Origin of the sequence: Comamonas sp. (genome assembly GCF_036666375.1) — a bacterium.
Taxonomy (GTDB): Bacteria; Pseudomonadota; Gammaproteobacteria; order Burkholderiales; family Burkholderiaceae_C; genus Comamonas.
This window is the reverse complement of record NZ_JAVWWA010000027.1, coordinates 1-13,885: the sequence shown is the minus strand read 5'-3', so window position 1 is coordinate 13,885 and position 13,885 is coordinate 1. Positions and strand designations below refer to the sequence as shown.

General features: G+C 67.0%; 11 protein-coding genes. 7 read left to right on the top strand and 4 right to left on the bottom strand.

Annotation, left to right across the window (positions count from 1 at the left end; genetic code table 11):
• Positions 1–107: 107 nt before the first annotated feature.
• The 3 genes from RR928_RS09095 to RR928_RS09085 all read left to right on the top strand — a co-directional run bounded on the left by RR928_RS09095 (position 108) and on the right by RR928_RS09085 (position 3,985).
• The gene (locus tag RR928_RS09095; protein ID WP_332539215.1) at positions 108–1,031 is read left to right on the top strand and encodes a DMT family transporter; all 924 of its coding nucleotides are present in this window, start codon (positions 108–110) and stop codon (positions 1,029–1,031) included.
• Between the two features lie 88 nt (positions 1,032–1,119).
• Positions 1,120–2,307 carry a DNA polymerase IV gene (dinB, locus tag RR928_RS09090; RefSeq protein ID WP_332682267.1) on the top strand — a complete coding sequence of 396 codons (1,188 nt, stop codon included), beginning with the start codon at positions 1,120–1,122 and terminating at the stop codon, positions 2,305–2,307.
• Positions 2,308–2,425: 118 nt separating this feature from the next.
• Positions 2,426–3,985, top strand: coding sequence for a methyl-accepting chemotaxis protein (locus tag RR928_RS09085; protein ID WP_332539216.1), 1,560 nt, complete (start codon positions 2,426–2,428; stop codon positions 3,983–3,985).
• A 160-nt stretch (positions 3,986–4,145) separates the two neighbouring features.
• On the opposite strand, the gene queF is transcribed toward RR928_RS09085, so the two are convergent.
• From queF to RR928_RS09065, 4 genes are all read right to left on the bottom strand, one after another.
• Entirely contained in the window at positions 4,146–4,991 is an 846-nt protein-coding gene (gene queF / locus RR928_RS09080; protein ID WP_332682249.1) for an NADPH-dependent 7-cyano-7-deazaguanine reductase QueF, read from the bottom strand.
• Positions 4,992–5,081: 90 nt separating this feature from the next.
• On the bottom strand, positions 5,082–5,942 hold the full coding sequence (locus RR928_RS09075; protein ID WP_332539218.1) for a 2OG-Fe(II) oxygenase: 861 nt from the start codon (positions 5,940–5,942) through the stop codon (positions 5,082–5,084).
• 80 nt (positions 5,943–6,022) lie between these two features.
• Positions 6,023–6,799, bottom strand: a complete 777-nt coding sequence (gene yaaA / locus RR928_RS09070; protein ID WP_332539220.1) for a peroxide stress protein YaaA — start codon at positions 6,797–6,799, stop codon at positions 6,023–6,025.
• 77 nt (positions 6,800–6,876) lie between these two features.
• On the bottom strand, positions 6,877–10,035 hold the full coding sequence (locus tag RR928_RS09065) for an Rne/Rng family ribonuclease (protein WP_332682247.1): 3,159 nt from the start codon (positions 10,033–10,035) through the stop codon (positions 6,877–6,879).
• A 591-nt stretch (positions 10,036–10,626) separates the two neighbouring features.
• Between RR928_RS09065 and RR928_RS09060 the strand changes: the two genes are divergently transcribed.
• From RR928_RS09060 to RR928_RS09045, 4 genes are read left to right on the top strand one after another with little or no spacing between them, the layout of a single operon-like run.
• A complete protein-coding gene (locus RR928_RS09060) occupies positions 10,627–11,631 on the top strand; it encodes an RluA family pseudouridine synthase (RefSeq protein WP_442881535.1) in 1,005 nt (334 codons plus the stop codon).
• 29 nt (positions 11,632–11,660) lie between these two features.
• Entirely contained in the window at positions 11,661–12,329 is a 669-nt protein-coding gene (locus RR928_RS09055) for an HAD family hydrolase (RefSeq protein WP_332539223.1), read from the top strand.
• 7 nt (positions 12,330–12,336) lie between these two features.
• Entirely contained in the window at positions 12,337–12,699 is a 363-nt protein-coding gene (locus RR928_RS09050) for a Rieske (2Fe-2S) protein (RefSeq protein ID WP_332539224.1), read from the top strand.
• Between the two features lies 1 nt (position 12,700).
• Positions 12,701–13,753 (top strand): S49 family peptidase, encoded by a 1,053-nt coding sequence (locus RR928_RS09045; RefSeq protein ID WP_332549867.1) that lies wholly within the window; start codon positions 12,701–12,703, stop codon positions 13,751–13,753.
• Positions 13,754–13,885: the final 132 nt, after the last annotated feature.

Genomic DNA, 13,885 nt, shown 5'->3' with positions numbered 1-13,885 from the left:
GCAATCGCTGATCGCTGCGGCGCGCCTCGCCAAAAGCGCAGCCGCGCGCCGGCGGCGGGCGCTATGCTCGGCGCAGGGGCATTCGGCCCCATCTTCTGGTCCGCCGCATGTCCTCCTCTCTGATCGATTTCTCCTGGCTCTGGGTTCCCATGGTGCTGTTCGCGGCCCTGGCCCAGACCGCGCGCAACGCGGCCCAGCGCTCGCTGACCCAGGCCATAGGCACTCTGCCCGCGACGCTGGTGCGCTTTCTCTACGGCCTGCCGTTCGCGCTGCTGTGGCTTGGCCTGCTCTATCTGCTGACGCCACGCGCCTTGCCGCATTTCAGCCTGGCCTATCTGGCCTGGATCGCGCTGGGCGCGCTGTTCCAGGTGGGCGGCACGGCGATGCTGCTGCTGGCAATGAAGGAGCGCAACTTCGCGGTGGCGGTGACGCTGTCCAAGACCGAAGTGCTGCAGGTCGCCTTGTTTGCCAGCGTGTTCCTGCACGAACTGCCGACGACGCTGGCCGTGGTCGCCATGGTCATCGCCACCATAGGCGTATTCACGCTGTCGCTGCCGGCGCGCGACAAGCGCTGGTCGATGTCGGCCTGGTTCAGCCGCTCGGCGCTCTACGGCCTGGCCTGCGGCGCCTGCTTTGCAATTGCCTCGGTGGGCTTTCGCGGCGGCGCGCTGGCGCTGGGTGAATCCTCGCCCTGGATCAACGGCGCCTGGGGCGTGACGCTGGCCCAGACGCTGCAGTCGCTGGTGCTGGGCGCCTGGGTCGCCTGGCGCCATCCCGGCGGCATTGCGCCCGTGTGGCGCGCCTGGCGCGTGTCGCTGGTCGCGGGCAGCATGGGGGCGGCCGCGTCGCTCGCCTGGTTCAGCGCCTATGCGATGCAGGGCGCGGCCCAGGTGCGCACGCTGGGCATGGTCGAAGTGGTGTTCAGCTACCTGGTCTCGCGCCGCGTGCTGCGCGAGCCGCTGAGCTGGCCGGAAAAGATCGGCATGCTGCTGATGCTTTGCGGATTGGTCATGGTCACGCTGGAGTATTGATGGCCTGCCGGCGCGCCCGCGCCGCTGCCCGCACAATCCCTGGGTGACTGCCGAAACGCCCCTGCCGCGCCGCATTGCCCATCTCGACATGGATGCGTTCTACGCTTCCGTCGAACTGCTGCGCTACCCGCAGCTCAGGGGCCTGCCGCTGGTGATAGGCGGCGGCCGGCGCGCGCCCGACAACGCGTTGCTGCAGCGCTATGCCGGCCAGCCGCTGTCGTCCATTCCGGTCGAGGAGTTTCCGCTGCTCAAGGACTACACCGGCCGCGGCGTGATCACCACCGCCACCTATGCGGCGCGCCAGTTCGGCATAGGCTCGGCCATGGGCCTGATGAAGGCCGCGCGCCTGTGCCCGCAGGCCATCCTGCTGCCCGTGGACTTCGCCGAATACCGGCGCTATTCGCGCTGGTTCAAGGAGATCGTGCTGTCGATGGCGCCGCTGATGGAGGACCGCGGCGTCGACGAGGTCTACATCGACTTCACCGATGTGCCCGGCGGCCAGCGCCAGGGCGGGCGTTCGCTGGCCAAGCTGATGCAGGGCGCGATCGCCGATGCCACGGGGCTGAGCTGCTCGATCGGCGTCGCGCCCAACAAGCTGCTGGCCAAGATGGCCAGCGAATTCAACAAGCCCCAGGGCATTTCCATTGTCCAGGCCGAAGACCTGCAGGCGCTTATCTGGCCGCTGGCCTGTCGCAAGATCAACGGCATAGGCCCCAAGTCCGAGGCCAAGCTGCAGGCACTGGGCATAGAGACCATCGCCGATCTCGCGGCGCGCCCGCGCGCCTGGCTGCTGCAGCATTTCGGCAAGGCTTATGGCGCCTGGCTGCACGAAGCCGCCTGGGGCCGCGACGACCGCCCCGTGGTCACCGAAAGCGAGCCCGTGAGCATGAGCCGCGAGACCACGTTCGAGCGCGATCTGCATGCGCGCGAAGACCGCGCGGAACTCGCCCAGGTCTTCACCGCGCTGTGCGAACAGGTCGCTGCCGACCTGCAGCGCAAAGGCTATTCGGGCCGCACCATAGGCATCAAGCTGCGCTACGCCGACTTCAAGACCGCGACGCGCGACATGACGCTGGAGCTGCCGATTGCCGATGCCGCGGCGATTCGCCGCGCGGCCGGCCAATGCCTCAAGCGCGTGCCGCTGAGCCAGCGCCTGCGGCTGCTGGGCGTGCGCGTGGGCGCGCTGGTCAAGGCGGGCGAGCAGGCCGCTCCGCTCAAAGGTCCGGCCCGGCGCACGCGCCCGGAAGCCGACCCTTTTACTGCGTCGCTGTTCTAGCCGGGGAAAGCCGGGCGCGCTATGCGATGATCGTGGGTTAGACCCTCGAGAGGGGCTGGGCGCGGCCAGGTCGTGCCTGTACAACACATAAAACAAGTCATCCCGAGGAGTACTGCGCATGCGTGTCAATTTGCCCGTCAGCCAAAACAACCATGATTTTTCTGACGGTGAGCTTCTGGTGTCTACCACCAATACCAAGGGCGAAATCACCCATTGCAACGCCGCTTTCGTGCGCGTCAGCGGTTATTCCTATGAAGAACTGATGGGCCAGCCGCACAACCTGGTGCGCCACCCCGACATGCCGGCCGCGGCTTTCAAGGACATGTGGCGCACCATCGCCCATGGCTATCCCTGGACCGGCCTGGTCAAGAACCGCCGCAAGAACGGCGATCACTACTGGGTGCGCGCCAACGTCACGCCTATCATGCAGAACGGCAAGCCCAACGGCTATATGTCGGTGCGCAGCAAGCCTGGGGCCAACGAAGTGCGCGAAGCCGAGGCGCTGTATGCGCGCATGCGCGCCGAGGAGGCCGCGGGTCAGGCGACGCTGCGCCTGCGCGGCGGCGAGGTGCGCTACCTGGGCTGGCGCTCCATTGCGGGTCTGTGGCATGACCTGGGGCTCACGGCGCGCATGGCGCTGATGCTGGCCGTCGTGGCCTTGCTGACGCTGCTGCCCGATGTTCTCGGCTGGTCCGGGCCGCTGGCCTGGGGCACGCGCCTGCTGGTGCTGGCGCTGGGCTCGGCCTGGGTGCTGTGGCGTTTTCAATCGCGCTGTGCCTCGGGCCTCGAAGCCGCGGGGCAGTTTGCCTCCGACCTTGCGGGCTGCAACCTCATGACCGCCCCTGACAACCGCTACGCGGGCGAAATGGGCAACCTGCTGCGGCGCATGCAGCAGATCCAGATCAATCTGCGCGCCGTGCTCGGCGATCTGCTGCACGATGTGCAGAGCTTTGCCCAGACTTCGCAGGAAATTGCCCAGGGCAGCGCCGACCTTGCCAACCGCACCGAATCGCAGGCCACGAGTCTGCAGCAGACCGCGGCGTCGATGGAGGAGCTGTCGGGCACCGTGAGCCAGACCGCCGAGACCGCGCAGCGCATGGCCGGTGAAAGCGAGCAGAGCACCCAGGTGGCCAGCCGCAGCGGCGCGGCCATCCAGGAAGTCGGCGCAGCCATGGAGCGCATTCGCGGCTCTTCGACGCGCATGCGCGAAATCATTGGCGTGATTGAAAGCATTGCCTTCCAGACCAATCTGCTGGCGCTCAACGCGGCGGTCGAAGCCGCGCGCGCGGGCGAGCAGGGCCGTGGCTTTGCGGTGGTGGCCGGCGAAGTGCGGGCATTGGCCCAGCGCAGCGCGGCTTCGGCCAAGGAAATCGGCACGCTGATCAACAGCACCGTCGAAGGCATCAACGACGGCAATGTGCGCATGGCCCAGGCCGGCGACACCATCCAGGGCATGGTCACGGCCGTGGACCGCGTGGGCAGCCTGGTGCACCAGATCAGCATCGCCACGCGCGAGCAGTCGGCGGGCATTGGCCAGGTCAACGAAGCCGTGGCGCGGCTTGACGCGGTGACGCAGCAGAACGCCGCGCTGGTCGAGCAGTCGGCCGCATCGGCCGCTTCGCTGGGCAACCGCGCGCAGATGCTGCGCCGGTCGGTGGCGGTGTTCAGGCTGGATTGAGGTTTTTCACCGGGGGGCTTCGCCCCCCGGCGCGAGCTACGCGAAGCGAGCAAGCGTGGGGGTCAGACAAGCCGCCGCCGGGCCGCCCAGACAAAACGCATCTGGGGGGCTCCGCCCCCCAGCGCGAGCTACGCGTAGCGAGCAAGCGTGGGGGCCATATTTATTGCCTTGCGTTGCGGATATTGGCCGGCAGCGCCTGCGGATGGCTGGTGCGCAGCGGGTTGATGTCCAGGCCGCCGCGGCGCGTGTAGCGTGCGTAGACCGAGAGCTTGAGCGGAGCGCAGCGCCGCCAGATGTCCATGAAGATGCGTTCCACGCACTGCTCGTGGAATTCGTTGTGGTTGCGAAAGCTCACGATGTACTGCAGCAGGCCTTCCTCGTCGATCTTCGCGCCCGTATAGCGGATCTGCACGCTGCCCCAGTCGGGCTGGCCCGTGACCAGGCAGTTGCTCTTGAGCAGGTTGCTGGTCAGGGTTTCGGTCACCGCGGGCTGGCTGTCGTCGGCGCGCAGCAGTTCGGGCGCGGGCTGGTAGTGCGTGCATTCGACGTCGAGGCGGTCGAGGCTGATGCCGTCGAATTCATGCACCTGCTGGCGGTCGAACATCTCGGGCGACAACAGCGTCACGCCCACGCTGGAGCCTTGGTCGCTGCCGCGCCAGGCGGCTTCTCCCAGGTCGGCGCGCAGCCGCGCCAGCACTTCCGAGGCATCGGCGAAGCGCGCATTGTTGAAGCTGTTGAGATAGAGCTTGAACGACTTGCTCTCGATGATATTGGGCGTCTCGCAGGGAATGGTCACATGCGCGAGCGCGACCTGGGGCTTGCCGCGCAGGTTGAGCCACGACAGCTCGAACGCGGTCCAGAGGTCGGCGCCGAAGAACGGCGGCTGCGCGTCCAGTCCCAGCTCGGCGCGCTTGGTTTTGCGCGGCAGCGGAAACAGCAGGCTGGCGTCGTACTGGTCGATATACGCAGAGGTCTTGCCCAGCTGCGAGTGTTCAGGGGTGTTCATTCGGAAAATCTTTGGAGATGCGGCGCCGAGGCGCCGAAGTGGGCCGGCCAGCCCGGCAGGAGCGGCCAGATCCCGGGCGCAATGCCCGGCTTAATCAAATCTGCCTTCGCGCAGCCATTTGGTGGCAATCCATTTTTCGCCCTTGATCACGGGCGCGCCGCCGTGCAGCGTGCGCGTGCCGGGATCGGGCTGGTCGTAGCTGAAGAACACCGCATGGCCGCGCTGGGGCACGACCTGCAGCGCCGATTCGGGGAAGATCGTCGCGCCGCCCTGCTCGGGTTCGTTGAGGTAGATGATCAGGGTGCCCACGCGCTGGCCGCCGCGGCGCAGGATGGTCGCCGTGCCGGGCTCGTCGGGCGCGAAATAGTCGTGGTGCGGCTTGTACTCGGCGCCCGGGCCGTAGCGCAGCACCTGCAGGCCTTCGCCATTTTCAATCGGCCAGTTGAGCAGCCGCGCAATGCGCTCCTCGAGCTGCTGCACCAGCGGCAGCTCGCCGCGCTGGAAGAACATGCCGTCGCTGGTGCGGTCGGCGTTGATTTCCTCGCCGCCCGACGTGGTTTCAACGGTCAGCGAGCGCGAAAGCCTGGGCTTGGCGGCATCGATCAGCGCCGCGCATTCGGCATCGGACAGGATCTGGCCGAACAGCACCACGCGCGGCGCCTTCATGCTCATCAGCACGCGCACCTGGCGGTCGCCGACATCGATCATGCCGGGCTCGCCCGCGAGGTCGGGTTCGGGCAGGCCCGAGGTGGGCGCGGCGCGCTGGGCCGGCCCCTGCAGGGCTTCACGCGCCACGGCTTCATTCCAGCCCGCGGCGGTCATCGCCGTGAGCATGGTGGCGTCGAGCACGCCGATGCGGCGCTGCTCGTCTATCCATTGGAGCAGTTGCGGGGAGGCGCCGGCAACAGCCTGGCCTTGCGCTGACGAGGAGGAAGTCATGGATTGGGACATGGCAATCAGGGGGGATGCGGCCTGGGCCTGACCGCCTATTTTCACCTGAGCGAAAAAAAGCGGGTCCGGTGTGGATGCGATCAGTCGGCCCGGCGACGGAACACCAGCCGTTCGGGCGTCGAGACCGCATCGGCAAAAGCATAGCCTTCGGCCGCAAAACCCTGCAACTGCGCGGGCCGCGTGAGGCGCTCGCGCACCGCGTGGCGCGCCATCATGCCGCGCGCGCGCTTGGCGTGGAAGCTGATGATCTTGTACTTGCCGGCCTTGAAGTCCTCGAACACGCACTCGACCACGCGCGCGCGCAGGTGCTTGCGGTCCACCGACTTGAAGTATTCCTGCGACGCGAGATTGACGACGACCGGATCGGTCTGGTCCTTCTGGCGCTCGTTCAGGTGCTCGGCAATCTGCCGGCCCCAGAACGCATACAGGTTGCTGCCCGCGGGCGTCGCCAGGCGCGTGCCCATCTCGAGCCGGTAGGGCTGCATGCGGTCCAGCGGGCGCAGCACCCCATAGAGGCCGCTGAGCATTGCCAGGTGATCCTGGGCCCAGGCGATGTCGGGCTTGGACAGCGTGCCCGCCTGCAGGCCTTCATAGACGTCGCCGTTGAACGCAAACAGCGCCTGGCGCGCGTTCGCGGCGGTGAACTCGGGACTCCAGGCCGCATAGCGCGCCACATTCAAGGCCGCGAGCTTGTCGCTCAGTCCCATCAGTTCGGCCAGCGACTGCGGCGTCTGCAGGCGCAGCACATCGATGAGTTCACTCGATTGCGCGATGAACGGGGGCAGCGTGTGTTTGAGGCCCGCGGGCAGCGGGGTTTCGTAGTCGAGCGATTTGGCGGGGGACAGCAGCAGCAGCATGGACGGAAAGCGGAATCAATGGAAACAACAGGCCCAGAAACAACCAGGGGCCCTGAAGGCCCCTGGTTTCAGCGCATTTAAGCGTTGCTGGACTGCTCGAACGGCAGAGTCATGTCGCGCAGGTCACGACGGGTCTCGACCAGCACCAGCGGGCCTTCGTCGAGCACCACGGGCGCGGGGCGCTCGCGCGGCACATGCACGGGCTTGGGTTCGGCGGCGATCGCTGCCTGGACGGCGGCAATCTTCTCGGCGTCCGAGTTCACCCATTCCAGGCCCGATTCACGCGCAATGCCATGCAGCGCATCGACGGGCAGCGTGAAGCTGGCGATCTGCGGCAGACCGGCGGCGACGGGCGCTGCAGCCTGAGGAGCTGCTACGGGAGCTGCGACCACAGGAGCTGCGACCGGGGCGATCTCGACCGGCGCGAGCACCGGAGCTTGTGCCACGGGAGCGGCGACCGGTGCGGCCACGGGCGCGGCTGCGACCGGTGCCGCAGCTGCGGGCGCTGCGACCACGGGCGCGACTGCAGGCTGGGCTGCAGGTGCTGCAGGTGCTGCGGTTTCGGCGGGGGTGGCGCTGAAGTAGCTGCGGCGCGCGGGCTCGGCGTCGTTCTGCTCGGGCACAAACACCTGGGCCTGGCCTTCGGCGGGCTCGGCGGCATCGAATGCCGGCTGGGCAGCGGCGTCACGCGCGGGGCGCTCGCCGCGCTCGCGGCGATCACGGCCGTAGCGGTCGCGCGAACGGCGCTGGCGGGGTTCGCCTTCGGCATTCGTGGCCTGGGGCAAGCCTTCGCCTTCGACCACAGCCGCTTCGAGCACGGGAGCGTTCAGGTCCTGGGGCTGGCCTTCGGCCGCTGGGGCCTCGGCAGGGCGGGGAGCGCGTTCACGGCGCTCGCCACGTTCACCGCGTTCACGGCGGGCGTTGCCTTCGGGGCGCTCTGCGCGCTCGCCGCGTTCGCGACGGGGTGCGCGTTCGCCGCGGCCATCGGCCTCGAGCGAGACTTCGCCGTCCACCGCACCGACTTGCGCCAGATGTGCGGCGGCTTCCAGCGGCTGGCGTGCTTCCTGTTCACGGCCTGTGCGGTCACCACGTTCGCCGCGGTTGCGGCCGTTGCGCTCGCCTTCGGGGCGGCTGTTGCGTTCGCCTTCAGGGCGGTCGTTGCGGCTGTTGCGGCCTTCGGCGCGTTCGCCGTCGCGGCCCGGGCCGTTGCGACCGTCGGCGCGCTCGCCACGGCGACCACGACCTTCACCGGCGTTGCTGCCATCACGGCCGCCTTCACGGTTGCCATCGCGGCCACCTTCACGGCCGCCTTCGCGTGGGCCGTTGCGCTCGCCGGGGCGGCCCTCGCCGCGGCGACCGCGGTTCTCGCCAGGGCGACCGTCGCGGCGGGGTTCACGCGCTTCGCGTGCTGCCGGCGTTTCGGGTGCGGGCGTGACCGGCGCGGCTTCCACTGGAGCGGTGCCAAAGCCGAACAGGTTCTTGAGCCAGGCGAAGAAGCCTTGCTCGCGCGGTGCGGCGGCCGCAGCGCGGGGCGTGGCCGCCGGGCGGGCCGCAGCGCCTGCAGGGCGCGCAGCGGCGCCCGCGGGTGCGGCAGCGCGCGGCGCGGCGTCGGGACGCGGCTCGGCCACGGGAGCGGGCGTATCGCGCAGCACGCCCTTGATGACCGGCGTCTGCTTGTTGGTCGGCTCCTGCGAGCGGCGCGTCACGGCGGTGTTGGCTTCGACTTCGTCGGCGAGCTTGTAGCTGGCGTCGAGGTTCTCGAGGCGCGGGTCGTCGTGCTTGAGGCGCTCGAGCTTGTAGTGCGGGGTTTCCAGCGACTTGTTGGGCACCATCAGCACCGACACGCGCTGCTTGAGTTCGATCTTGGCGATCTCGGTGCGCTTTTCATTGAGCAGGAACGAAGCCACTTCGACCGGCACCTGGCAGTGCACGGCGGCCGTGTTGTCCTTCATGGACTCTTCCTGGATGATGCGCAGGATCTGCAGCGCCGAGCTCTCGGTGTCGCGGATATGGCCCGAACCGCCGCAGCGTGGGCAGTTGATGTGCGCGCCTTCGGACAGCGCGGGCTTGAGCCGCTGGCGGCTCATTTCCATCAGGCCGAACTTGCTGATGCTGCCGAACTGCACGCGGGCGCGGTCCTGGCGCAGCGCATCGCGCAGGCGGTTCTCGACTTCGCGGCGGTTCTTCGACTCTTCCATGTCGATGAAGTCGATCACGATCAGGCCGCCCAGATCGCGCAGGCGCATCTGGCGCGCGACTTCGTCGGCGGCTTCGAGATTGGTGCGCGTGGCCGTTTCCTCGATGTCGCCGCCCTTGATGGCGCGCGCCGAGTTCACGTCCACCGAGACCAGGGCTTCGGTGTGGTCGATCACCACCGCGCCGCCCGAGGGCAGGGTCACGGTGCGCGAGTAGGCCGACTCGATCTGGTGTTCGATCTGGAAGCGGCTGAACAGCGGGGCGTCGTCGCGGTAGCGCTTGACCCGGGCAGTGTGCTCGGGCATCACGTGCGCCATGAACTGCTGGGCCTGTTCGTAGATGTCGTCGGTATCGATGAGGATGTCACCGATCTCGTTGTTGAAGTAATCGCGGATGGCGCGTATCACCAGGCTCGATTCCTGATAGATCAGGAACGCGCCCTTGCCCTTGGTCGCGCTGTCGATGGCGCTCCAGAGCTTGAGCAGGTAGTTCAGATCCCATTGCAGTTCGGGAGCGCTGCGGCCTATGCCTGCGGTGCGCGCGATGATGCTCATACCCTTGGGGTATTCGAGCTGGTCCATCGCTTCCTTGAGTTCGGCCCGGTCTTCGCCTTCGATGCGGCGCGAGACGCCACCGCCGCGCGGGTTGTTGGGCATCAGCACCACATAGCGGCCGGCCAGCGAGATGAACGTGGTCAGGGCCGCGCCCTTGTTGCCGCGTTCTTCCTTTTCGACCTGGACCAGCATTTCCTGGCCTTCGCGGATCACGTCATTGATGCGCGCCTGGCTGGCGGGAACGCCTTCGGCGAAATACTGGCGCGAGATTTCCTTGAAGGGCAGGAAACCGTGGCGGTCTTCGCCGTAGTCGACAAAGCAGGCTTCGAGCGAAGGCTCGACGCGTGTCACGACTGCCTTGTAGATGTTTCCCTTGCGCTGTTCGCGGCCTTCGATTTCGATTTCGTAGTCGAGGAGTTTTTGACCGTCGACGATGGCCAGGCGGCGTTCTTCGGCCTGCGTAGCGTTGATAAGCATCCGTTTCATGATGCGTTTCCTTTATTCGTTATAAGACGCGCCTATCGGCAGCCATACGCTGTCGTAGCGGCACGTCTGTGACTCTCAATCAAAGACGGGCTCTGTCGGAGCCGATGATGCCGGACTGACGTCTTGAAACGAAAAGGAATGGCCGGGGATGCCGCGGGTTGCTGACCATCATTGAGTTATGTCAGCAAAGGGGGCAAAGGCGCGTGGATGGGAGCGAGTAAATGCGCGCGCAGTTTCACCATGGTGCGTGAAAGTGGCAACGCCGGGGAGGCGGGAGTCCTGAGAGCGCGGACGGCCGAGTGCGGAGGTGAAGACCTCCGACCCATAAAGACCATCCATGCATAAAAGATCCACATGCTCGCTTTGATCCGTTGGCAGGTTGCGAACGCTTGAGGTTCGCCGAAAGCCGCCAACTGTGAGATTCCGTTGTTTCAATTCGTCAGAATGCCCGGTGTGACACAGGCCAATACAGGCATCTGGCCTGCAATCTGCGTGTGCGAAACCGGCTGGCATCGACCTGCCTGCGCAGCGGGAAATGGCTGGGTGGACTAAACTCCATGCAAATCAACCACTTACACTAGTATCGCGCAGGTGAAACACATTATAGAGGGCAAACCGGCGATGGACCGAGCCCAAGGCATTGCAATTCCCGCTGCACGCCTCATCGCAGTCGACGCCGATTCCGCTGGCCAGCGCCTGGACAACTTCCTGATACGGCACCTCAAGGGCGTGCCCAAAACCCATGTCTACCGCATCATTCGCAGCGGCGAGGTGCGCATCAACAAAGGCCGCGCCAGCGCCGACACGCGCGTGGCCGAAGGCGACAGCGTGCGCCTGCCGCCGGTGCGCATTTCCGAGAAAGTCGCTGAAAAGGCGGCCCATCCGGCACCGGCACGCGAATTCCCGCAGCTGCTCGAGGACGACCATGTGCTGGCCATAGACAAGCCCGCGGGCGTCGCCGTGCACGGCGGCAGCGGCGTGAGCTTCGGCGTGATCGAGCAGCTGCGCCAGGCGCGTCCCGAGGCCAAGTTTCTCGAACTCGTGCACCGGCTCGATAGGGAAACCTCGGGTATCTTGCTGGTCGCGAAGAAGCGCTCGGCGCTCACCGGCCTGCAGGACCAGTTCCGCGAGCGCGAGACCGGCAAGACCTATCTGGCGCTGGTGCAGGGCAGTTGGCCCGCGAACAAGAAGGTCATAGACACGCCGCTGCACAAATATCTGCTGCCCGACGGCGAGCGCCGCGTGCGCGTGACCACGCCCGACGACCCCGACGGCATGCGCTCGGTGACGCTGGTCAAGGTGCGCAGCCACATTGCCGCGCGGCCGCTGCAGGGCCTGCCCGCGATGAGCCTGCTCGAAGTCACGATCAAGACCGGGCGCACGCACCAGATCCGCGTGCACCTGTCCTCGCAGGGCCATGGCATTGTCGGTGACGACAAGTATGGCGATTTCGATCTGAACCGCCGCGTGCAAAAGCACGGCCTCAAGCGCATGTTCCTGCATGCGTGGCGTTTACAGTTCAACCATCCGGCTTCGGGCGAGCGCGTCGAACTGCGCGCCGAGTTGCCCGCCGAGCTCGCCAGCTTTGTGGCCTGAAGGCCTTGTTGATTTCCGACGGAACTGCCATGTCTTTTGTTTCCCCCCGCCGCTTTGACCTGATTGCCTTCGACTGGGACGGCACGCTCTACGACTCGACAGCCGCCATCACCAAGAGCATCCAGGAAGCGGTGCGCGATGTCGGCGGCCAGGTGCCTACCCAGGAGGCCGCTTCCTATGTGATCGGCATGGCGCTGACCCAGGCCCTGGCCCATGCGGCGCCCGATGTACCGCCCGAGAAGTACGCCGAGCTGGGCAACCGCTACCGCTACCACTACCTGCAGCACCAGAACGATCTGACGCTGTTCGACGGCGTGGTGCCGCTGCTCGAGACGCTGCGCGAGCGCGGCTATCTGCTCACCGTGGCCACGGGCAAGAGCCGGCGCGGGCTCAATGAAGTGCTGGCCAGCGTCGCGCTCAAGGGCCTGTTTGACGGCTCGCGCACCGCCGACGAGACCGCGGGCAAGCCGCATCCGCTGATGCTGCAGGAATTGATGGCCGAATTCGGCGTCGAGCCCGAACGCGTGCTGATGATCGGCGACACCACGCACGATCTGCTGATGGCGCGCAACGCCGGCTGCGCGCGCGTGGGCGTGTCGTACGGCGCGCATGCGACCGGCGGCTTTGGCGAGTTCGAGCCGCTGTACGTGGCGGAATCGGTGGCCGGGCTGCACCAGTGGCTGCTGGCCAACGGCTGAGCCTGCAATGCCGGCGGTCTTCCTGTGTCGCAGCGAGGACCTGGCCGAGGGCGGCCTGGCCCAGCCCTTCGATGTGCTTTACGCCGGCCAGCGCTGCCGGGCCTTCGCGGTGCGCTTCCAGGGCGGCGTGCACGCCTATCTGAACCGCTGCACCCATGTTCCCATGGAACTGGACTGGCAGCCCAACCGGATATTCGACGATTCCGGCCAATGGCTGTTGTGCGCAACCCACGGTGCGGCCTACGCGCCCGACACCGGTGCCTGTGCGGGCGGACCCTGCCGCGGCGGTCTGGTGAAAATAGTAGTGTGCGAAGCTCAGGGTGTGGTGCACTGGCATACTTCCCAAGACCTGCACCCTGTCGAGCTCTGACATGACCACCCCTTTGCCTCCTGGAACCCCTGGCTCCGAACCCGTCCACCCCGCAGCCCCCGATCTGTGGGCGCAGGCGCGGCCCGAAAGCGCCGCCCCCGCATCCGCGTCCTCCGCTGCGCAGTCGCCGGGCTGGGAGCGCGAGGTGCTTGAAAACCTGGTCATGGCGACCATTCGCGAGCAGCGCGCCGCGCGCCGCTGGCGGCTGTTCGGCCGCATGTCGTGGCTGCTGGTGCTGCTGGCGCTGGGCTGGATGATGTTTGGCCGCGACGTGGCCACCACAACTGTCAGTGGCCCGCACACGGCCGTGGTCGACATCAAGGGCGAGATCGCCACCGGCGCCGAAGCCAGCGCCGAGTTCGTGGTCGCCGCGATGCGCAGCGCGTTTGAAGACTCGGGATCGCGCGCCGTGGTGCTGCTGATCAACTCGCCGGGCGGCAGCCCGGTGCAGGCCGGCATCATCTACGATGAGATCCAGCGCCTCAAGGCCAAGCACAGCAAGCCGGTCTATGCGGTGGTCGAGGAAACCTGCGCTTCGGCCGCCTATTACATCGCCGCCGCGGCCGACGACATCTTTGTCGACAAGGCCAGCATTGTCGGCAGCATAGGCGTGCTGATGGACGGCTTCGGCTTCACCGGCACCATGGAAAAGCTCGGCGTCGAGCGCCGTCTGCTCACTGCCGGCGAGAACAAGGGCTTTCTCGACCCGTTCAGCCCGCAGACCGAGGCCCAGCGCCTGCACGCGCAGTCGATGCTCAATCAGATCCACCAGCAGTTCATCAACGCCGTGAAGACCGGCCGCGGCGAGCGCCTGAAGATCGACTCCGACACCTTCAGCGGTCTGTTCTGGACCGGCCAGCAGGCCGTGGAGATGGGCCTGGCCGACAAGCTCGGCAACCTCGACTACGTGGCGCGCGAAATCGTCAAGGTCGAGGAAGTGATCGACTACACGCGCCGCGACAACGTCGCCGAGCGCCTGGCCAAGAAGTTCGGCGCGGCCATTGGCGGGGGAGCGGTGCAGACCATGCGCTCGGCCCTGCCGGTCTTGCGCTGATCCTACCCGCCCCCGTTCGCCCTGAGCCTACCCGCTGCGTTCGCCCTGAGCCTACCCCCCCCCGTTCGTGCTGAGCGTGTCGAAGCAAGAACGGCCAGCGCACATGGCATTGGGGCGTGCCCGACCACCACC